This is a genomic window from Streptomyces sp. NBC_00490 (genome assembly GCF_036013645.1).
Taxonomy (GTDB): Bacteria; Actinomycetota; Actinomycetes; order Streptomycetales; family Streptomycetaceae; genus Streptomyces; species Streptomyces canus_F.
Map to the genome: position 1 here is coordinate 2,690,629 of NZ_CP107869.1, position 19,194 is coordinate 2,709,822.

The window sequence follows — 19,194 nt, forward strand, 5'->3', positions numbered from 1 at the left end:
ATCCGTACCGGGCCCCAGACCGCACAATAGATGCGATGCCGGAATACGAATTTGTCGACGTGTACGTACCGCGCGGGGTTTCCCGCAAGGACGCCACCCGACTGCTGACGGACCATGCCGAGTACGGACACTGGGAGTTGGACCGCCTGAGCCTGCTGCGTGACGGAAGCCGCAGGGTGCGGCTGCGCCGCAGGATCATCCGCCAGGTTCGTGCCACCTGGTGAGATGACGCGACGAAAACGGAGCGGGCCCCGCCGATGCGGGGCCCGCTCCGTCGTGCGCCGTGTCCGTTATGCGGCTGCCCGTGCCTTGCGGTAGAGCACCGCGCCCGCCAGCAGCGCGCCCGCCCCGACCGGGAGGGTGAGCCCCAGCGGGAGGTCGCTGCCCGTGTGGGCGAGCTGGGCCTCGCCGTGCGGCTGGGCGACCGTCTGCGTACCGGGGTGGTTGCCGCCCGGCGAGCCCGGCGTCTGCCCGCCCGAGGACGGCGGGGTGCCGGGGGATCCGGGGGTGCCCGGCTCCACGGGGTTGCCCGGGTTGTTCGGCTGCCCGGGGTTGCCGGGCTGGTCCGGGCCGCCGGGGGGCGTCTGGCCGCCGCCCGGAGGTGTGCCGGGGTGCCCACCGCCGGAGCCGTCGTTCGCGCAGTCGTTGCCCGTGGCGGGGTTGCCGATCCCGATGATGTCGACGCTGTTGCCGCAGACGTTCACCGGGACGTCCACCGGGGCCTCGACGTGGTTGCCGGAGCCGACGCCCGGCGAGCCGCTCGCGTGACCGTCGGACGACGAACCGCCGCCGCCGGAGCCACCGCCGTACCCACCGTCGTCGCCGTACCCGCCGGACGATCCGCTGGTGTTGGCGCACTTGTTGCCCATGGCCGGGTTGAGCACCCCGACCACGTCGACGGTGTTGCCGCAGACGTTCACCGGCGCGTGCACCGGCGCCTGCACCGTGTTGCCCGACAGTACGCCGGGCGAGTTCGAGCTCGATCCGTTCGCGGCCGAGTCGGCGTGGGCGGCACCGCCCGCGGCGGCGATCACGCCGGTCGCGGCCGCCACGGTCATCAGGCCTTTGCGGGTGACCTGTCGCATTCCTGAATTCCCCCTGCCTTTTCGATTCCGACCTGCAATCCTCGTGAAAAGACCGGTCGGCCCCGGAGCGCATGGCGCGCGCTCCGAGGCCGGCGGGTGTCAAACGACCCTCAGCGGATCGATGTCACTTGTTGATGCAGGTGTTGCCGAAGGCAGGGTTCAGCAGACCGATCACGGAGATCGTGTTGCCGCACACGTTCACCGGGACGTGGACGGGCACCTGAACAACGTTGCCGGACAGGACACCCGGGGAGTGCACCGCGGCACCCTGGGCACCCGCGTCGGCGACGGCCAGGCCCGCACCCGCGAGAACCAGGCCACCAGTGGCAGCCGCAGCGGCGACGACCTTCTTGATCATTATTCCTCCTTGTTGGCAAAAGCGACCTCGTGTTGCCGATCGCATCACCTGTAACGAGGAGGGAGTAATGAAGCTACGAGCCTATGAGTGCATTCACCCTTCTCATTCGTTTCCGTACGGGCTGTCGAATTGCGGCGTCAATTCTCGGCCTGCCGCCGTCAGGACGCGTCGATGAACCGGTCGAGCACCCGCACACCGAACTTGAGTCCCTCCACGGGCACGCGCTCGTCGATGCCGTGGAACATTCCGGCGAAGTCGAGCTCCGGCGGCAGCTGGAGCGGCGCGAAGCCGAAGCAGCGGATGCCGAGGTCGTCGAAGGACTTGGCGTCGGTGCCGCCGGAGAGCATGTAGGGCACGGCGCGGGCGATCGGGTCCTCGGCGCTCAGGGCGACCTGCATGGCGTCGACGAGCCTGCCGTCGAAGTCGGTCTCCAGGGCCTTGTCGCCGTGCACGTCCTCGCGGCGCACGCGCGGACCGAGGATGCGGTCGAGGTCGGCGAGGAACTCCTCCTCGTAGCCGGGCAAAAAGCGCCCGTCGACGTGGGCGGTGGCCTGGCCGGGGATGACGTTGACCTTGTAGCCGGCGCCGAGCATGGTGGGCGCCGCCGAGTTCCGCAGCGTGGCGCCGACCATCTTGGCGATGCCGCCGAGCTTGGCGAGGGTCTCGTCCATGTTCTCGGGGTCGAGCTCGGTGCCGAGCGCGTCGGAGAGCTCGTCGAGGAAGGACCGCACGGTCTTGGTTACCCGCACCGGCCACGTGTGCCGCCCGAGCCGGCCGACGGCCTCGCACAGCTCGGTGATCGCGTTGTCGTTGTTCGTCATCGAACCGTGTCCGGCCGTGCCGTCCACGGTGAGCCGCATCCAGTGCATGCCCTTCTGGGCGGTCTCGACCAGGTAGAGCCGCAGGTTCTCGTTGACGGTGAAGGAGAACCCGCCGACCTCGCCGATCGCCTCGGTGACGCCCTCGAAGAGATCGGGGTGCTTGTCGACGAGGTACCGGGCGCCGTAGGTGCCGCCCGCCTCCTCGTCGGCGAGGAAGGCGAGGACGATGTCGCGCGGGGGCTTGCGGCCGCTGCGCAGCCGGTCGCGGACGACCGCGAGGGTCATCGCGTCCATGTCCTTCATGTCGACGGCGCCCCGTCCCCACACGCATCCGTCGGCGATCTCGCCGGAGAAGGGGTGGTGGGTCCAGTCCGCCGCGTTGGCCGGTACGACGTCGGTGTGCCCGTGGATGAGCAGGGCCGGCTTGGAGGGGTCCTCGCCCTCGATGCGGGCGACCGTGGAGGCGCGTCCCTGGTGCGACTCGAAGATCTGCGGGTCGAGGCCCACCTCCGCGAGCTTCTCGGCGACGTACTCGGCCGCCTTGCGCTCGCCCGGGCCCGAGTGGTCGCCGTAGTTGCTGGTGTCGATCCGGATCAGCTCACGGCAGAGGTCCACGACCTCGTCCTCGCCGGTGACGTGCCTGGTCGTGTCCGTCCCGCTCACGCTGCTTCCTCCCGCTGTCACTGCTGGTGGTTCCCCTCATCCTCCCTCTCCGACCGGCCGCGCCCAAGGGCGGACCCGGCCCGTCACACACCGTTCACGACGGGACGAGGGGGTGATCGGGGCACCTCGAAAGCCTGGTAATGTTTCCTCTGTCGCCGCGAGGGGAACCCCGCGCGACAGACACCTTGTCCGGGTGGCGGAATGGCAGACGCGCTAGCTTGAGGTGCTAGTGCCCTTTATCGGGCGTGGGGGTTCAAGTCCCCCCTCGGACACCAGCTGAAACCCCTGTTGATCAGGGGTTTTTTGCTTTTCCGGCGACGGCATGACATCCCGCGCGGCCCGCAGCGGACCACCCGCGCGATCACCGGCGTGAACGGCACCCCAAGAACCAATGAATTCGAGGCGTACGCCAGGCAAACAAAAGCACCAACTCGGCCTGTTCTCGGAGCTCTTGGGCGATGTGGGGCATGTCTCGTCCGAAGCGCGGACCCGCAGGTCAGAGAGGGTGCGGCCCGATCAAGCGCCCACCCGGACGGGCCCTCTGCGGTGGCCGCTCCCCCGGCTCGGACCTAGCGTCGTACTAAAATTTCCGGCTTGTTACGGAGCTGGACCCGGACAACCCCAGGCAGACCTGCGGGCCCGCCAGCGCCCCGGGGCTTCCGGGTTCGAGACGCGAGGACCGATGGCAGCCACACACGAGAGCAGTGCTCTCGGCCTGCTCGAGGACGAGATCCGCGAGCGGTTCGGCGATACGGCACGTTTCTCCGGGGGCCCCGCGGCCTCTCCGCGCACCCTCGTCGACGTCTTCGACGCAGCCGTGCGGTCCTACCCGGACGAGCCCGCGCTGGACGACGGTACGACCTGTCTGACCTACCGTGCGCTCGCCGTGGAGGTCGAGCGGCTGCGCCGCGGGCTCGCGGACGCCGGGGTCGGGCTCGGCGACCGGGTGGGCGTCCGCGTTCCGTCCGGGACCAACGACCTCTACATCGCGATTCTCGCCGTGCTCGCCGCCGGTGCCGCCTACGTCCCCGTGGACGCCGAGGACCCGGACGAGCGGGCCGAGTTGGTGTTCGGGGAGGCGGGTGTACGGGCCGTCGTCGGGGCCGGTCACGAACTGACCGTCACCGGACGCAGCGAGGTCTCCGCCGCGCGGCCCGGCGTCGAGCACGACGCGTGGATCATCTTCACCTCCGGATCGACGGGGAAGCCCAAGGGCGTCGCCGTGAGTCACCGCAGTGCCGCCGCGTTCGTGGACGCCGAGGCCGCGCTGTTCCTCACGGACGATCCCATCGGTCCGGCTGACAGGGTCATGGCGGGGCTGTCGGTCGCCTTCGACGCGTCCTGCGAGGAGATGTGGCTGGCATGGCGGTACGGGGCCTGTCTGGTGCCGGTGCCGCGTGCGCAGGTCAGGAGCGGTGCCGATCTGGGGCCCTGGCTGGTGGAGCAGGAGATCACCGTCGTGTCGACGGTGCCGACGCTGGCCGCGCTCTGGGAGCCGGAGACCCTCAACGACGTGCGGCTGCTCATCTTCGGCGGTGAGGCCTGCCCGCCCGAGCTGGTGCAGCGGCTGGTGACCGAGGGGCGCGAGGTCTGGAACACGTACGGGCCGACCGAGGCGACCGTCGTGGCCTGTGCCTCGCTGATGAGCGGCGAGGAGCCCATCCGGATCGGGCTGCCGCTGGACGGCTGGGAGCTGGCCGTCGTCGACGAGGCCGGGGCGCCGGTACCGATGGGCGCCACCGGTCAGTTGGTGATCGGCGGCGTCGGGCTCGCCCGGTACCTGGACGCCGAGAAGGACGCGGAGAAGTACGCGCCGCTGGAGTCGCTGGGCTGGGAACGGGCGTACCGCAGCGGTGACCTCGTCAAGGCGGAGCCGGAGGGGCTGGTCTTCCTCGGGCGGGCCGACGAGCAGATCAAGCTCGGTGGGCGTCGTATCGAGCTCGGCGAGGTCGACGCCGCTCTCCAGGCGTTGCCGGGAGTCGCGGGAGCGGCCGCCGCCGTGCGCACCGCCCGCAGCGGCAACCAGCTCCTCGTCGGCTACGTCGTCACGCAGGACGGCTGGGACCAGGCGACGGCCGTCGAGAAGTTGCGGGCCGAACTGCCCGCGGCCCTGGTGCCGTTGCTGGCGCCGGTCGACGAGCTGCCGACCCGGACCTCGGGCAAGGTGGACCGTGCCGCCCTGCCGTGGCCGCTGGAGAACCTCCAGACCAGCGGTCCCGCCGAGCAGCTCTACGGCACCGAGGCATGGCTCGCCGAGCAGTGGAGCGAGGTGCTCGGCATCCCCGTGTCGAGTGCGCGGGACGACTTCTTCGCGATCGGCGGCAGCAGCCTCGCCGCCGCCCAGCTCACCACCCGGCTGCGCGCCCGCTATCCGAGCGCGGCCGTCCTGGACATCTACCAGCAGCCCGTGCTGCGGAAGTTGGCGCGGCACCTGGAGAAGTCGGCGCAGGACGACGGGGCCGCGCGAATCGTCGCCCCGGTCCCGGTGCGCGCCCAGGTGATCCAACTCCTCGCCATGATCCCTCTGTTCACCCTGCTAGGGCTGCGCTGGACCGTGGTCCTGGCCGCGCTGGGCAACGTACTGCCCTACGCGTGGCTGCCGACCGCCTCCTGGTGGCTGGTCGGGGCGGCGGCGCTGGTGCTGTTCAGCCCGCCCGGCCGGCTCGCGATCGCGGCGGGCGGGGCGCGGCTGCTGCTGCGGGGTGTGCGGCCGGGACGGTACGCACGCGGTGGCGGTGTGCATCTGCGGCTGTGGGCGGCCGAGCGGCTGGCGGAGTTCAGCGGGGCGACCTCGCTGACCGGGTCGTGGCTGGAGCGGTACGCGCGGGCGCTGGGCGCCAGGATCGGCCCTGATGCCGACCTGCACTCGCTGCCGCCGGTGACCGGCATGCTCAAGCTGGGCCGGGGTGCGGCCGTCGAGTCCGAGGTGGACCTGTCCGGGTGGTGGCTGGACGGCGACCGGCTGGAGATCGGCCCGGTCAGGGTGGGCGCGCACGCGGTCGTCGGGACGCGCAGCATCCTCTTCCCGGGTGCGCGGGTCGGCAAGCGGGCCGAGGTGGCACCGGGTTCGGCGGTCACCGGGCAGGTCCCCACCGGTCAGCGCTGGGCGGGCGCGCCCGCGGTCAAGCTGGGCAAGGCCAAGCGGAACTGGCCCAAGGAGCGGCCGCGCAAGGGCACGTACTGGCGGGTGATGTACGGCGTGGCGGGCTTCGCGCTCACCGCGCTGCCGGTGCTGGCCGGGGTGGTGGCGTTCCTGCTCGGTCGCGTGGTCTTCACGCCGGACGCGCCCCTGACGGGCGCCGCCGCGGCCCTCGTACCGGCGACGCTCGCCTTCGGGCTGGCGTACGCGCTGCTGATCCTGGTCGCCGTACGACTGCTCAGCCTGCGGCTGCGGGAGGGGACGCATCCGACCCACAGCCGGATCGGGTGGCAGGCGTGGACGGTCACGCAGCTGATGGACCGCTCGCGCGAGACCCTCTTCCCGCTGTACGCCGGGCTGGTCACGCCGGTGTGGCTGCGGCTGCTCGGGATGCGGATCGGGCGGGGTGCCGAGGTGTCGACCGTGCTCGCCCTGCCGAGTCTGACCACGGTCGGCGAGGGCGCGTTCCTCGCCGACGACACGCTGACCGCCCCGTACGAGCTCGGTGGCGGCTGGATGCGGATCGGGCGGGCGGAGATCGGGCGGCGGGCGTTCCTCGGGAACTCGGGGATGACCGCGCCGGGGCGGTCCGTGCCGGACGGCGGGCTCGTCGGGGTGCTGTCGGCGACGCCGAAGAAGGCGAAGAAGGGCAGCTCGTATCTGGGACTGCCGCCGGTGAAGCTGCCGCGGGCCGCCGCCGGAGGGGACCAGAGCCGGACGTACGACCCGCCCGCGCGGCTGCTGTGGGCGCGCGGTCTGGTCGAGCTGTGCCGGATCGTGCCGGTGTTCTGCTCGGCGGCGATCGGGGTGCTGACGGTGGCGGCGCTGTGTGCGCTGGGTGTGTGGGCGTGGGCGCTGGCGGGCCTGGTGCTGCTCGCGGCGGGTGCCGCGGCCGGGCTGGTGTCCGTGGTCGCGAAGTGGCTGCTCGTGGGGCGGCACCGCAGTGGGGAGCATCCGCTGTGGAGCGGCTTCGTGTGGCGCAACGAGCTCGCGGACACGTTCGTCGAGGTCGTGGCGGTGCCGTGGCTGGCCGGTTCCGTGCCCGGTACGCCGCTGATGACGGCGTGGCTGCGAGGGCTCGGTGCGCGCATCGGCAAGGGCGTCTGGGTGGAGAGCTACTGGCTGCCGGAGACGGATCTGGTGACCCTGGAGGACGGGGCGACGGTGAACCGGGGCTGTGTGCTCCAGACGCACCTCTTCCACGACCGGATCTTGCGGACGGATACTGTGGTCCTCCGTGAGGGCGCGACGCTGGGTCCTGGCGGGATCGTGCTGCCCGGCAGCACGATCGGGGCCCGGACGACCTTGGGTCCCGCGTCGCTCGTCATGGCAGCGGAGTCCGTCCCCGACGACACCCGTTGGCTCGGCAACCCGATCGAGGCATGGCGTCCCTGAACGCCGGCCACTCGGCACGGGAGGGCGGTGCACCCGAGCGGAGTGGCGGCATGGCACAGGGAGCAGACACAGCGGTGGCGGTTCAGCAGGCGGCGGGTACGGACCCGTATTTCCCGGAGAACGGTGACGCGCGGTACCGGGTGCACCGGTACGAGCTCGCGCTGGACTACCGCCCGGGCCCGAACCGGCTGTCGGGCACGGCCCGGATCAACGCCATAGCGGGACGGTCGCCGCTGGGCGAGTTCTTCCTGAACCTGGCCGACTTCAAGGTCGGCCGGGTGCGGGTGGACGGCCGGCAGCCGCAGTACACGCACCGCGGCGGCAAGCTGCGGATCCGGCCCGCGAAGCCGGTCCGGCCGGGGGCCGCGTTCACGGTCGAGGTGCACTGGGCGGGCAATCCCAAGCCGGTGAACAGCCCGTGGGGCGGCCTGGGCTGGGAGGAGCTGGAGGACGGAGCGCTGGTGGCGAGCCAGCCGGTCGGGGCGCCGTCCTGGTACCCGTGCAACGACCGGCCCGCGGACAAGGCGTCGTACCAGATCTCCATCACGACGCCGTCGGCGTACTCGGTGGTGGCGGGCGGGCGGCTGCTGACCCGTACCACGAAGGCCTCCACGACGACCTGGGTGTACGAGCAGTCGGCGCCGACGTCCAGCTATCTGGTGGGGCTGTCGATCGGCAAGTACCAGACGGTGCTGCTGGGCGACCCGGGGCTTGGCGGGGTGCCGCAGCACGGGCACATCCCGTCGCATCTGCTCCCGCGGTTCTCCAGGGACTTCGCGCGGCAGCCGCAGATGATGGACCTGTTCCAGGAGCTGTTCGGCCCGTACCCCTTCGACGAGTACGCGGTCGTGGTGACGGAGGAGGAGCTCGATGTCCCCGTCGAGGCACAGGGGTTGTCGCTGTTCGGCGCCAACCATGTGGACGGGGCGCGGGGTTCGGAGCGGCTGGTCGCGCACGAGCTGGCCCACCAGTGGTTCGGCAACAGCGTGTCCATCGCGGACTGGCGGCACATCTGGCTGAACGAGGGGTTCGCGAAGTACGCCGAGTGGCTGTGGTCGGAGCGGTCGGGCGGGCGGACGGCCCAGCAACTCGCCGCCGCCGCGCATCGGTTGCTGTCGGGGCTCCCGCAGGATCTGAAGCTGGCCGATCCGGGCCGCAAGTCGATGTTCGACGACCGGCTCTACGAACGGGGCGGGCTGACCGTGCACGCGGTGCGGTGCGCGATGGGCGACGTGGCCTTCTTCCGCATGCTGCGGGGGTGGGCGGGGCTGCACCGGAGCGGGGCCGTGACCACGCCGACGTTCACCGCGCACGCCTCGCGCTTCTCGGCCGAGCCGCTGGACGAGGTGTTCCAGGCGTGGGTGTACGGGGCGGCGCTGCCACCGGTGCCTGTGCCGGAGACACGGGCGGCCGGCTAGTTCCGGGAGAATGACGGCCATGAGTACGCGTTCCTGCCCCTGCGGCCTGCCCGAGCCCTACGCCAAGTGCTGCGGCCGCTATCACTCCGGTGCCGCCGCGGCGCCGACCGCCGAGGCGCTGATGCGGTCCCGCTACTGCGCCTTCGTCCAGCAGGACGCCGCCTATCTGCTGCGGACCTGGCATCCGCGGACCCGGCCCGCGAGTGTCGACTTCGACGCGGGCCTGCGGTGGACCGGTCTGGAGATCCTCGGCACGGGTGACGGGTCGGCGTTCCACTCGGTCGGGACGGTGACCTTCCGGGCCTCGTTCAGGGGCGGGTCGCTGCATGAGCGGAGCCGGTTCGAGTGGGTGGACGGGGCGTGGGTGTATGTGGACGGGGAGTTCCTGGACTGAGCCGCCGGCGGCTCACGGCGCCAGGATGTCCAGCTCCTGCAGTGCCCCCACCGTGATCTCCCGGGTCAGGGTCTCCGCACGGACCGCGTCGCCCGCGCGGACGGCCTCGGCGACCTGGACGTGCAGCGTGACGGCGGCCGGGTCGGGGTCCTCGAACATGACCTCGTGATGGGTGCGGCCGGCGAGGACCTCGGCGACGACGTCCCCGAGGCGGGCGAACATCTCGTTGCCGGAGGCGTTGAGGATCACGCGGTGGAAGGCGACGTCGTGGATCAGATAGCCCTCCAGCTGGTGGCCCCGTGAGTGGGCGACCATGCCGAGCGCGCACTCGGTGAGTTCGGCGCACTGCTCCGCCGTGGCGTTCTTGGCCGCCAGGCCCGCCGCGACCGGTTCGAGCGCGGAGCGCAGGACCGTCAGTGACCGCAGCTGCCCGGGTCGGTCGGCGCCGGCCAGGCGCCAGCGGATGACCTGCGGGTCGTAGACGTTCCACTGCGCCTTCGGACGGACCGTGACGCCCACGCGGCGGCGGGACTCGACCAGGTGCATGGACTCCAGGACGCGGACCGCCTCCCGCATCACCGAGCGGGACACATCGAACTGCTGGGCCAGTTCGTCCGTGCGCAGAACGCTGCCCGGCGGGTACTCGCCCGCGGTGATCGCGGGGCCGAGGGATTCCAGTACTTGGCCGTGCAGCCCCCGGCCCGATGTGCTCATGCACTCAGCGTACGCGTCAGGTCACGGACTCAAAAAGTCAGACTTATGCATCACAGACTCTTGAATTTGTCGTACCTAATAGGTTTCAGTTGCGTCGACGCCCGAGGGCGTCCACGTGTCGATGAAGACAGCAGACAGTGAGGCAGCGATGAACACCCCCCATGTCGTCGTGGTGATGGGCGTCGCGGGCACCGGCAAGACCACCATCGGTCCACTGCTCGCCGCCCGTCTCGGCGTCCCCTACGCCGAGGGCGACGACTTCCACCCCCCGGCCAACATCGCCAAGATGTCGGCCGGCACCCCGCTCACCGACGAGGACCGGTGGCCCTGGCTGGACGCCATCGGCGAATGGGCGGACCGACGGGCGGGACTCGGCGGGGTGGTCAGCTGCTCGGCGCTGAAGCGCTCGTACCGCGACCGGCTGCGCGCCGCCGCTCCCGGGCTCGTCTTCGTGCACCTCGCGGGCGATCGCGCCCTCATCGAGGACCGCATGTCCCATCGGCAGGGGCACTTCATGCCGACCGCGCTGCTCGACTCCCAGTTCGCGACCCTCCAGCCGCTCCAGGAGGACGAGGCGGGAGTCGTGGTGGACGTCACCGGCAGCCCCGAGGAGATCACCGGCCGGGCCGCGCAGGCCCTGACCGACCTCCCGTAACCCCCCGCGCAAGACCCCCTCCCCCATCCCCGTACCTGCAAGGGAACCCCCGTGACCAGACTCAGCGTCGAGTTGCTGGCAGCGGATCCGGTCGAGCCCATCACCTCGGCCGGTCACGCTCAGCTGGGCATCGCAGTCCTGGCGGGCATCGCCGTCATCGTCCTGCTCATCACCAAGTTCAAGCTCCACGCGTTCCTGGCACTGACCATCGGGTCGCTGGCGCTGGGCGCGTTCGCCGGAGCGCCGCTCGACAAGGTCATCGCCAGCTTCACCGGCGGTCTCGGCACCACCGTCGCCGGCGTGGGCGTGCTGATCGCGCTCGGCGCGATCCTCGGCAAGATGCTCGCCGACTCCGGCGGCGCCGACCAGATCGTCGACACCATCCTCGCCAAGGCGGGCGGCCGCTCGATGCCGTGGGCGATGGTTCTCATAGCCTCCGTGATCGGTCTGCCGCTGTTCTTCGAGGTCGGCGTCGTGCTGCTGATCCCGGTCGTGCTGATGGTCGCCAAGCGTGGCAACTACTCGCTGATGCGCATCGGCATCCCGGCCCTCGCGGGGCTGTCCGTGATGCACGGCCTGGTCCCGCCGCACCCCGGCCCGCTGGTCGCGATCGACGCGATCGGGGCCGACCTGGGTGTCACGCTGGCGCTCGGTGTGCTCGTCGCGATCCCGACGGTGATCATCGCCGGGCCGCTGTTCTCCCGGTACGCGGCCCGCTGGGTGGACGTCCCGGCGCCGGACAAGATGATCCCGCAGCGCCCGTCCGAGGACCTGGAGAAGCGTCCCGGCTTCGGCGCCACGCTGATCACCATCCTGTTGCCGGTCATCCTGATGCTCTCCAAGGCACTCGTCGACATCGTCATCGACGACCCCGAGAACACCACGCAGCGGGTCTTCGACGTCATCGGTTCGCCGCTGATCGCCCTGCTCGCCTCCGTGCTCCTCGGCATCTTCACGCTGCTGCGGCCCGCCGGGTTCGGCAAGGAGCGCCTCACGCCGCTGGTCGAGAAGGGCCTCGCGCCCATCGCCGGCATCCTCCTGATCGTCGGCGCGGGCGGCGGCTTCAAGCAGACGCTGATCGACACCGGCGTGGGCGCCATGATCCTGGAGATCTCCGAGGACTGGTCGATCCCGGCGCTGCTGCTGGCCTGGCTGATCGCGGTGGCCATCCGGCTCGCGACGGGTTCGGCGACGGTGGCGACCGTGTCGGCCGCGGGGCTCGTGGCTCCGCTGGCCGCCGACATGTCGACGACCCACGCGGCCCTGCTGGTCCTCGCCATCGGCGCCGGCTCGCTCTTCTTCAGCCATGTCAACGACGCCGGGTTCTGGCTGGTCAAGGAGTACTTCGGCCTGACCGTCGGCCAGACCATCAAGACCTGGTCCGTCATGGAGACGATCATCTCGGTGGTCGCAGGGGGTCTCGTCCTGCTGCTCTCGCTGATCATCTAGGGATTCGGGGAGTACGACGATGAGTCACCCTCTGTTCGACATCAGCGGCCGGACCGCCCTGGTCACGGGCTCCAGCCGGGGCATCGGACTCGCCCTGGCCCGGGGTCTCGCGGAGGCCGGCTGCACGGTCGTCCTCAACGGGCGGGACGGCGAGCGGCTCACCAAGGCCGCCGCCGAACTGCCCGGCGACCGCGTCCACACGGCCGTGTTCGACGTGACCGACGGCGCCTCGGTGGCCGCGGGGATCTCGGAGGTGGAGGAACGGGTCGGCCCGCTCGACATCCTGGTCAACAACGCGGGCATGCAACTGCGCGCCCCGCTCCTGGAGTTCACCGACTCCGACTGGCACCGCATCCTGGACACCAACCTGACCAGCGCGTTCCTGGTCGGCCGGGAAGCGGCCCGGCGGATGACGGCTCGCGGCCACGGCAAGATCGTCAACATCTGCTCGCTGCAGAGCGAGGTGGCCCGCCCCGGCATCGCGCCGTACGCGGCCACCAAGGGCGCGCTGAAGATGCTCACCAAGGGCATGTGCGCCGACTGGGGCCCGCAGGGCGTCCAGGTCAACGGTCTCGGCCCCGGCTACATCGAGACCGAGCTGACCCAGGCCCTCGTCGAGGACGAGGAGTTCAGCTCCTGGGTGCGTCGCCGTACCCCGGCCGGCCGCTGGGGCCGCACGGAGGACCTGGTGGGCGGGGTGCTGTTCCTCGCCTCGCCCGCCGCGGACTTCGTCAGCGGGCAGATCCTGTACGTCGACGGCGGAATGACGAGCGTGCTGTGATGACTCTCGGTTGTGTGATCCACGGTCAGGGCGACCTGCGGGTCGAGGAGTTGGCGTCGCCGTCGCCCGGTCCGGGGCGGGCCCTGGTCGCGGTCCGCTACGGCGGGGTCTGCGGCTCCGATCTGCACTACTGGCGGCACGGCGGGGTCGGGGACTTCCGGCTGCGGGAGCCGATGCTGCTCGGGCACGAGGTGGTCGGCACGGTCCTCTCGTACGGTGCCGGAGCGTCAGGTCCGGTTCCGGGTACGGCTGTCGCGGTGCACCCGGCCACTCCGTGCGGGGTGTGCCCGGAGTGCGCCGGCGGTCGGCGCAATGTCTGCCGGGACACCCGCTACCTCGGCAGCGCGGCCCGCTTCCCGCATGTCCAGGGCGGGTTCGCGGCCCAAGTGGTGGTGCCCGCGGAGCAGTTGAGGCCGCTCCCGGACGGGCTGGACCTTCGCCGGGCGGCTCTCGCCGAGCCCCTGTCCGTCGCGTTGCACGCGGTGCGGCGGGCCGGGGAGGTCGCGGGCAAGCATGTGCTCGTCACCGGGGCCGGACCCATCGGCTGTCTGGTGGTCGCGGCGGCGAAGGCGGCCGGTGCGGCCCGGGTGACGGTGACGGACCTGCTGCCCGTGGCTCTGCGGTACGCGGAGACCGCCGGCGCCGACACCGTCGTACGGGCCGATGATCCGGATGATGCCGGGTGGCCGTCCGAGGTGGACGTGGCCGTCGAGGCGTCCGGGGTCGCGGCCGGGCTGGACACCTGTCTGCGGCTGGTGCGGCGCGGGGGTGTGGTCGTCCAACTCGGGATGCTGCCGCCGGGGCAGTCGCCCTTCGCCGGGAATCTGGTCGTGAGCCGGGAGATCGAGCTGCGGGGGGCGTTCCGTTTCGACGGGGAGTTCGACGCGGCGCTGGAACTGCTCGCGGCCGAGCCGTCGTTCGACGGGCTGGTCAGCGCGGTGGTCCCGGTCCGGGAGGCGGAGTCGGCGTTCGCGCTGGCCGCGGACCGGACCGTGTCCTGCAAGGTCCTGCTGGACTTCGCGGACTGACCCGGTCGCGCCTCGGCGCCCCGCGAGATCCTGCGCTCGGCTTCGGCCTGATACGGCTTCCCTGTCGGCGCGGTCGGCCCGATGATGGAAGGCCCCTGGGAACGGCATCCCAGGGGCGACCGTGTCGGGGGGCGTCATGGCGGTTTCCCTCGGGGTGCGTATCTCGGGGCTGCTCGTCGTCGGAACGGTGGCGGTGGCCGCCGCGGCCTTCACCGGTGACGGGAGTGACACGCCAGGCAGAGGCGACGGCGGGGGCACGATCGTCACGGCCGGTCCCTCGGGCCGTGCGCCGGCGGGGCGTACCGGCTTCCCCTCCCCCGTCGTCCCGGCGCGGCCCAGGCCCGACGGGCACGTGAACAGCCCCACCGCGACGCCCGGGCCGCTGCGAAGCCCGGCCGCCTCGCCCGCCCCCGCCCCCTCGCCTTCTCCCTCCGCGAGCAAGAGCCCCCTCGACATCCCCGTCTGGCTGCCGCCGGGTCCGGGTTCACCGAACGCCGACGGCGTACCGGATCCGTCCAGCGTCTACGACGGGCTCCGCGCCCCCACCGAGTGCCGGACCGCCCTCGATGTCGTCTCCGGGAAACCGGCGGGCGACGAGTGGCGGTTGCTGCGCGGGCTCGCCTCCGCCTGTCTCGCCGTGCAGGGCAAGGGCGGCAACTGGGAGACGGCCTCGCGGGACTTCGCCGCGCTCGCGGGGAGGTCCGGCACCTGCAAGGGGCGGGCCGGGTACGCCGTGCTGGGCGGGCTGCTCGACTTCCACCGGCGGCATCCCGCCACCACCGTGCGGCTCGCGGCCACCTCCGGTGGCAAGCCCGCGTGCGCGTACGCGATCACCGGGGTCGATGCGGGCGGCGACGGTCAGGCGCGGCCCGGGGAGACCGTCGGCGTCGAGCTGGCCGGAACGTACTTCGACCATGCCGAACTGCTGCGGGACGGGCGGGTGTTCGTCGACGGCCGGGAGCTGGACGGGCCGCCGGTCCTCGCCTCCGAGGCGGGTGACCGTCTGGTGCTGAACGTGGTGGTGCCGGTGGTGGAGGGCATGCCGAGGGCCGTCGACGTGGCCGTCCGGTTCGGGGGTGTCGAGGTGCGGGCGCGGGACGCGTTCACCGTCGTGGCGCCCGCGCCCACGGTGTCCGAGCCGGCGACGCCCACCACGTCAGTGGCGCCACAGGGAGTGTTCCCGCTCGGCCCACTCCCGGCTCACCTTCCCCGTCCGCAGGCCGCGCCGGGCTTCCGGGTCCCCCAGGGCCATGCCGATGTGGCCGGCGAGGACGATACCGACGGTCAGGGCCAGCCAGTCGTGGACGAAGGTCGCGCTGGTACGCCACTGGATCGGGGTGAGGTGGGTGAACCACATCAGCAGACCGGTGCCGAGCATCACCAGCGTGGCGCCGGCGATCCAGGAGGCGTAGATCTTCTGCCCGGCGTTGAACTTGCCCGCCGGACGGGCCGAGGGCCGCTTGTCGCGGCGCAGGGCGGCACGCAGCCAGACCCGGTCGTGCGGGCCGAAGCGGTTCAGGAAGCGCAGGTCGGTGCGGAAGTGGCGGGAGACGAGGCCGGCCAGGACGGGGACCGGCAGGGCGAGGCCGGACCACTCGTGGACGCGGACGACCAGCTCACGGCGGCCGACGAGCTCGGCGAGCTGCGGGATGTAGAGACACGCGGCGGTGAGCACGCAGACGCCCATCAGGGCGGCGGTCGTGCGGTGCACCCAGCGCTGGGAACGCCCGAAGCGGCGTACGCGCGTCTGCGGCGGGGCTTCAGCTCGTAGGGTCATCGTCCCGTCCGTTCGACTTGCCGACCCAGGCGTCGACGTCGTAGCCGCGCTCCTCCCAGTAGCCGGGCTCCACGTCCTCGGTGACGGTGATGCCGGAGAGCCACTTGGCGGACTTGTAGAAGTACATGGGTGCGACGTAGAGGCGGACCGGGCCGCCGTGGCTGTGGCCGAGGTCCTTGTCCTGCATGCGCAGGGCGACCAGGACGTCCGCGCGGCGGGCCTGGTCGAGGGTGAGGCTCTCGGTGTAGGTGCCGTCGAAGCAGCTGAAGCGGATCGCGGTGGCCTTGGCCCGTACTCCGGCGGCGTCGAGCAGGTGGGAGAGGCGTACGCCCTCGAAGGGGGTGCCCGGGACCCGCCAGCCGGTGACGCACTGGACGTCCTTGACCATCCGGGTCTGGGGCATGGCCCGCAGGTCGGACAGGGTGTAGGTGGCCGGGCGGTCGACGAGGCCGTCGATCTTGAGACGGTAGGTCGAGGCGTTCTTGTGGGGGACGGAGGAGGTGACCGAGTAGTAGCGGAAGCCGCCGCCGTTGGGGAGCAGGCCCGTCAGGCCGGTGGGGTCCTTGTCGGCCGCGCTGCCGAGGAAGGACTCCAGGCCGCGTTGCAGGGTGGGCGCGGCGACCACGCCGAGGGCGCCCAGGCCGAGGGTGCCGAGGAAAACACGGCGGCCGATGGGCCTGCCCTGTTCCTCGGGTTGTCCGGAGTTCACCCACCCATTCGAACACCCGCGGCCCTGGTGGACCAGGGCTCGCGGGTGCCCGTCAGACTTCCGTAACCACTTCTTACGAGGACGCGGCCTTGTCCAGCTGGAACGCCTCGTTGCCGAGCCCGATGCGGGCGTGGGCCTCGGGTGAGCGGGCGCGCAGGAACAGTCCCTGGGCCAGGCCGACGATCAGGGCGAGGCCGATGATGCCGGGCAGGAGCCAGCTCAGGGAGGAGTCCGGTCCGGCGCCGACCAGGACGTCGAAGTCCTTGACGGTGTAGCCGGCGATGACGAGCAGGGCGATGCCGGCGACCGCGGAGGTGGCCAGGCGCCAGGCCTGGGTGCCGGCGGCGCCGCGGCGGACGAAGAAGACGACCACCGAGAAGGAGGCCGCCGCCATCAGCAGGATGACCCCGAGGGCGCCGATGTTGCCGCCCCAGGTGAACAGGTGCAGGACGGGTTCGGTGGGGTCGCCGGTGGGCTTGTCGTCGGCGAACGCGAAGGCGGCGACGATCACCACCGAGACGGCCGTCTGGAGCAGGGACCCGGTTCCGGGGGCACCGCTGGTGCCGGTGGTGCGGCCGAAGGCGGCGGGGAGCAGGCCCTCGCGGCCCATGGCGAAGGCGTAGCGGGCGACGACGTTGTGGAAGCTGAGCATGGCGGCGAACATGCCGGTCACGAACAGGATGTGCAGGACGTCGGTGAAGGTGCCGCCGAGGCGGGACTCGGTGAGGTTGAACAGCAGTCCGGCGCTCTGCTTCTGCGACTCGCCGACGATCGCGGAGGGCCCGGTGGCGACGGTGAGGGCCCAGCTGCTGACCGCGAAGAAGACGGCGACCCCGCCGACGGCCAGGAACATCACGCGGGGCACCAGGACGTGCGGGCGGCTGGTCTCCTCGGCGTACACGGGTGCCTGCTCGAAGCCGAGGAAGGCCGCGATGCAGAAGCACAGGGCGGTGCCGACGCCCGCGCCGGTGAGGGTGTCCGGGTTGAAGGCGTGCAGGGACAGGCCCTCCTTGCCGGGGTCGGCGACGGCGGCGATGTCGAAGATGACGACCAGGACCACCTCGATGACCAGCAGGACGCCGAGCACCTTCGCGTTGACGTCGATCTTCAGCCAGCCCAGCGCGCCGACGGCAAGTGCGGCCACCAGGGCCGGTATCCACCAGGCGACCTCCAGCTCGGCGTAGGTGGCGAAGAGGCCGGAGACCTCGAAGCCGAAGATGCCGTAGATGCCGACCTGGAGGGCGTTGTAGGCGACCAGGGCGACCAGGGCCGCGCTCGCGCCGGCCGTGCCGCCGAGGCCGCGGGAGATGTACGCGTAGAAGGCGCCGGCGTTGTGGACGTGGCGGCTCATCTCGGCGTAGCCGATGCCGAACAGGACGAGGATCACGCCGAGGAGGACGAAGAGCAGGGGCTGTCCGACGATGCCCATCACCGCGAATGTGGTGGGCATGACACCCGCGACCACCATGAGGGGCGCGGTCGCCGCGAGCACGGAGAGCAGCAGGCCCCCGGTGCCCAGGCGGTCGGCGCGCAGGGCCCGCTCCTGGCCCTTGAAGGTGCTGATGCCGTCGGTTCTCTTCGTACTCGAGCTGTCGGTTGTCACGGGGGGACCGTCCTTTTCGGGGAGGGGAGGGCGTCACACCGTGCCGAGCGCGCTGTCGCGTGCGGCACGGAAGGCTGAGGCGGGGTCGCGGTCGGGGTACGCCCAGGGGGCGGGGGTGGGGTGCTCGCCGATGCGGTGGAACAGGGCGGCGGCCTCGGCGCCCCGGCCCTCGCAGACCTTGGCGTGGGCGAGGAAGTTGAGGTCGACGAGGCGGCGGGGGTGGCCCTCGTGCTCCCACTCCAGCCACCAGTCGAAGGCGGCCTTCATCACCTGGCGGGCCCGGCGGCCGACCCAGTGGCCGGAGGCGGCCGGGTCGGGGGGCTCATGGCCGGCGCCGGCGAGGACGCGGTAGCGCTCGGCGTGGGCGATGACCGGGAGGATCGCGAGCGGGGAGTCGGCGGGGGCCTGTTCGGCGGCCCAGTTGGCGAAGTCGTAGACCTCGTGCAGCGGGTCCGGGCCGGCGTCGGCGCGGTGCTCGGCGAGCCGGGCGACCATCAGATGGTGGGCGTGGTGGTGGTCGGCGTAGCGGCGGCGGACCTCCTCGAAGATCCGGACGGCGCTTCCGGCGCCGGCCGTGCCCTGTTCCAGCATGAGCAGGCCCAGCCAGGGGGTGGGGTCGGCGGGGGCGCGCTCGGCGGCGGCCCGGCAGGCCTCGCGGGCGCGGTCCGGCTTCTCCTTGCCGCGCAGGGCGCGCTGGACCTGGGCGAGGGCGAGCAGGACGGAGGCGTCGGCGGACTCGGGTTCGGCGAGCAGCCAGTCGCGGGTCCAGGCGGCGCTGTACGGCTCCAGGGCGAGGACGGTCACCCGGTGGCCGCGCAGGTCCCACTCGTCGCCGGACTGGGCGATCAGGGAGCGGGCGGCCTGCCAGCGGCCCTGGGCCAGCGCGGCGCGGGCGGAGACGAGTTCGGCGTCGTCGAGGGCGGCGTCGAAGGCCTGGGACGCCCGTCTTCGGCTGCGGCCCAGTGGGGGTGGGGGTGGAGACACCGCGGAGACTTCCTCACGCGACGTTGCTCGACGTCGTGGTTCGTTGCGTGGGCAGATGGTCACGGACAGCAAACCCGCAGCCAAGGCTTCTCGTCAAGGCTGGGACGGGTGTTACACGGTTCAACTGTCGTGACAGGAGAGGCAGTTGTGATCATGATCGGCAGGTCGCCGGGCCTCTGTGTGGCGTACGCCATGGCGTCCTGGGCCCCGCCCCCGCACCA

The 19,194-nt window shown here is 71.8% G+C and carries 17 protein-coding genes and 1 tRNA gene; 9 read left to right on the forward strand and 9 right to left on the reverse strand.

The features are described from left to right. Positions 1 to 35 precede the first annotated feature (35 nt). Positions 36 to 224: a DUF5703 family protein gene (locus OG381_RS12040; protein ID WP_005485166.1), complete on the forward strand. Its 189-nt coding sequence runs from the start codon at positions 36 to 38 to the stop codon at positions 222 to 224. A gap of 66 nt (positions 225 to 290) precedes the next feature. Here OG381_RS12040 and OG381_RS12045 read toward each other — a convergent pair whose 3' ends face one another. The 3 genes from OG381_RS12045 to OG381_RS12055 all read right to left on the reverse strand — a co-directional run bounded on the left by OG381_RS12045 (position 291) and on the right by OG381_RS12055 (position 2,927). Continuing rightward, positions 291 to 1,085, reverse strand: coding sequence for a chaplin (locus tag OG381_RS12045; RefSeq protein WP_327716099.1), 795 nt, complete (start codon positions 1,083 to 1,085; stop codon positions 291 to 293). Between the two features lie 124 nt (positions 1,086 to 1,209). Beyond that, complete coding sequence (chpH, locus tag OG381_RS12050; protein WP_093774589.1) at positions 1,210 to 1,443, reverse strand: chaplin ChpH; 234 nt, start codon at positions 1,441 to 1,443, stop codon at positions 1,210 to 1,212. A 158-nt stretch (positions 1,444 to 1,601) separates the two neighbouring features. Beyond that, positions 1,602 to 2,927: a M20/M25/M40 family metallo-hydrolase gene (locus OG381_RS12055; protein WP_327716100.1), complete on the reverse strand. Its 1,326-nt coding sequence runs from the start codon at positions 2,925 to 2,927 to the stop codon at positions 1,602 to 1,604. 187 nt (positions 2,928 to 3,114) lie between these two features. Between OG381_RS12055 and OG381_RS12060 the strand changes: the two genes are divergently transcribed. From OG381_RS12060 to OG381_RS12075, 4 genes are all read left to right on the forward strand, one after another. Then, positions 3,115 to 3,202: transfer RNA gene (locus OG381_RS12060), tRNA-Leu, on the forward strand. A gap of 407 nt (positions 3,203 to 3,609) precedes the next feature. After that, positions 3,610 to 7,461 (forward strand): Pls/PosA family non-ribosomal peptide synthetase, encoded by a 3,852-nt coding sequence (locus OG381_RS12065; RefSeq protein ID WP_327716101.1) that lies wholly within the window; start codon positions 3,610 to 3,612, stop codon positions 7,459 to 7,461. Between the two features lie 74 nt (positions 7,462 to 7,535). Then, the gene (locus tag OG381_RS12070; protein WP_327722444.1) at positions 7,536 to 8,879 is read left to right on the forward strand and encodes a M1 family metallopeptidase; all 1,344 of its coding nucleotides are present in this window, start codon (positions 7,536 to 7,538) and stop codon (positions 8,877 to 8,879) included. A 19-nt stretch (positions 8,880 to 8,898) separates the two neighbouring features. Then, on the forward strand, positions 8,899 to 9,273 hold the full coding sequence (locus tag OG381_RS12075) for a YchJ family protein (protein ID WP_327716102.1): 375 nt from the start codon (positions 8,899 to 8,901) through the stop codon (positions 9,271 to 9,273). 12 nt (positions 9,274 to 9,285) lie between these two features. Here the strand turns inward: OG381_RS12075 and OG381_RS12080 are convergent, their stop codons facing one another. Then, a complete protein-coding gene (locus OG381_RS12080; RefSeq protein ID WP_307032898.1) occupies positions 9,286 to 9,987 on the reverse strand; it encodes a FadR/GntR family transcriptional regulator in 702 nt (233 codons plus the stop codon). Positions 9,988 to 10,135: 148 nt separating this feature from the next. Between OG381_RS12080 and OG381_RS12085 the strand changes: the two genes are divergently transcribed. The 4 genes from OG381_RS12085 to OG381_RS12100 are packed head-to-tail and all read left to right on the forward strand — an operon-like array spanning position 10,136 to position 13,900. After that, complete coding sequence (locus OG381_RS12085) at positions 10,136 to 10,642, forward strand: gluconokinase (protein WP_327716103.1); 507 nt, start codon at positions 10,136 to 10,138, stop codon at positions 10,640 to 10,642. A 51-nt stretch (positions 10,643 to 10,693) separates the two neighbouring features. Beyond that, a complete protein-coding gene (locus tag OG381_RS12090) occupies positions 10,694 to 12,091 on the forward strand; it encodes a GntP family permease (RefSeq protein ID WP_327716104.1) in 1,398 nt (465 codons plus the stop codon). Positions 12,092 to 12,110: 19 nt separating this feature from the next. Continuing rightward, a complete protein-coding gene (locus tag OG381_RS12095; RefSeq protein WP_327716105.1) occupies positions 12,111 to 12,872 on the forward strand; it encodes a glucose 1-dehydrogenase in 762 nt (253 codons plus the stop codon). Further along, positions 12,872 to 13,900, forward strand: a complete 1,029-nt coding sequence (locus tag OG381_RS12100; RefSeq protein WP_327716106.1) for an L-idonate 5-dehydrogenase — start codon at positions 12,872 to 12,874, stop codon at positions 13,898 to 13,900. Before OG381_RS12095 ends, OG381_RS12100 begins: the two co-directional genes overlap by 1 nt. A gap of 858 nt (positions 13,901 to 14,758) precedes the next feature. Here the strand turns inward: OG381_RS12100 and OG381_RS12105 are convergent. The 5 genes from OG381_RS12105 to OG381_RS12125 form a co-directional block, all read right to left on the reverse strand. Then, complete coding sequence (locus tag OG381_RS12105) at positions 14,759 to 15,055, reverse strand: hypothetical protein (protein WP_327716107.1); 297 nt, start codon at positions 15,053 to 15,055, stop codon at positions 14,759 to 14,761. A gap of 1 nt (position 15,056) precedes the next feature. Then, the gene (locus tag OG381_RS12110; protein ID WP_327716108.1) at positions 15,057 to 15,677 is read right to left on the reverse strand and encodes a cytochrome b/b6 domain-containing protein; all 621 of its coding nucleotides are present in this window, start codon (positions 15,675 to 15,677) and stop codon (positions 15,057 to 15,059) included. After that, entirely contained in the window at positions 15,661 to 16,386 is a 726-nt protein-coding gene (locus OG381_RS12115) for a molybdopterin-dependent oxidoreductase (RefSeq protein ID WP_327716109.1), read from the reverse strand. The genes OG381_RS12110 and OG381_RS12115 overlap by 17 nt, the downstream gene beginning before the upstream one ends. A gap of 73 nt (positions 16,387 to 16,459) precedes the next feature. Further along, positions 16,460 to 17,989 carry an APC family permease gene (locus OG381_RS12120; protein ID WP_327716110.1) on the reverse strand — a complete coding sequence of 510 codons (1,530 nt, stop codon included), beginning with the start codon at positions 17,987 to 17,989 and terminating at the stop codon, positions 16,460 to 16,462. A 33-nt stretch (positions 17,990 to 18,022) separates the two neighbouring features. Next, positions 18,023 to 18,973: a hypothetical protein gene (locus tag OG381_RS12125; protein ID WP_327716111.1), complete on the reverse strand. Its 951-nt coding sequence runs from the start codon at positions 18,971 to 18,973 to the stop codon at positions 18,023 to 18,025. Positions 18,974 to 19,194: the final 221 nt, after the last annotated feature.

What these genes read in the sequence shown, in the direction of transcription:
- OG381_RS12040 (WP_005485166.1), top strand. Translation starts at nt 36, where the DNA reads ATGCCGGAATACGAATTTGTCGACGTGTACGTACCGCGCGGGGTTTCC.
- OG381_RS12045 (WP_327716099.1), bottom strand. Translation starts at nt 1,085, where the DNA reads ATGCGACAGGTCACCCGCAAAGGCCTGATGACCGTGGCGGCCGCGACC.
- chpH (WP_093774589.1), bottom strand. Translation starts at nt 1,443, where the DNA reads ATGATCAAGAAGGTCGTCGCCGCTGCGGCTGCCACTGGTGGCCTGGTT.
- OG381_RS12065 (WP_327716101.1), top strand. Translation starts at nt 3,610, where the DNA reads ATGGCAGCCACACACGAGAGCAGTGCTCTCGGCCTGCTCGAGGACGAG.
- OG381_RS12075 (WP_327716102.1), top strand. Translation starts at nt 8,899, where the DNA reads ATGAGTACGCGTTCCTGCCCCTGCGGCCTGCCCGAGCCCTACGCCAAG.
- OG381_RS12080 (WP_307032898.1), bottom strand. Translation starts at nt 9,987, where the DNA reads ATGAGCACATCGGGCCGGGGGCTGCACGGCCAAGTACTGGAATCCCTC.
- OG381_RS12085 (WP_327716103.1), top strand. Translation starts at nt 10,136, where the DNA reads ATGAACACCCCCCATGTCGTCGTGGTGATGGGCGTCGCGGGCACCGGC.
- OG381_RS12095 (WP_327716105.1), top strand. Translation starts at nt 12,111, where the DNA reads ATGAGTCACCCTCTGTTCGACATCAGCGGCCGGACCGCCCTGGTCACG.
- OG381_RS12100 (WP_327716106.1), top strand. Translation starts at nt 12,872, where the DNA reads ATGACTCTCGGTTGTGTGATCCACGGTCAGGGCGACCTGCGGGTCGAG.
- OG381_RS12110 (WP_327716108.1), bottom strand. Translation starts at nt 15,677, where the DNA reads ATGACCCTACGAGCTGAAGCCCCGCCGCAGACGCGCGTACGCCGCTTC.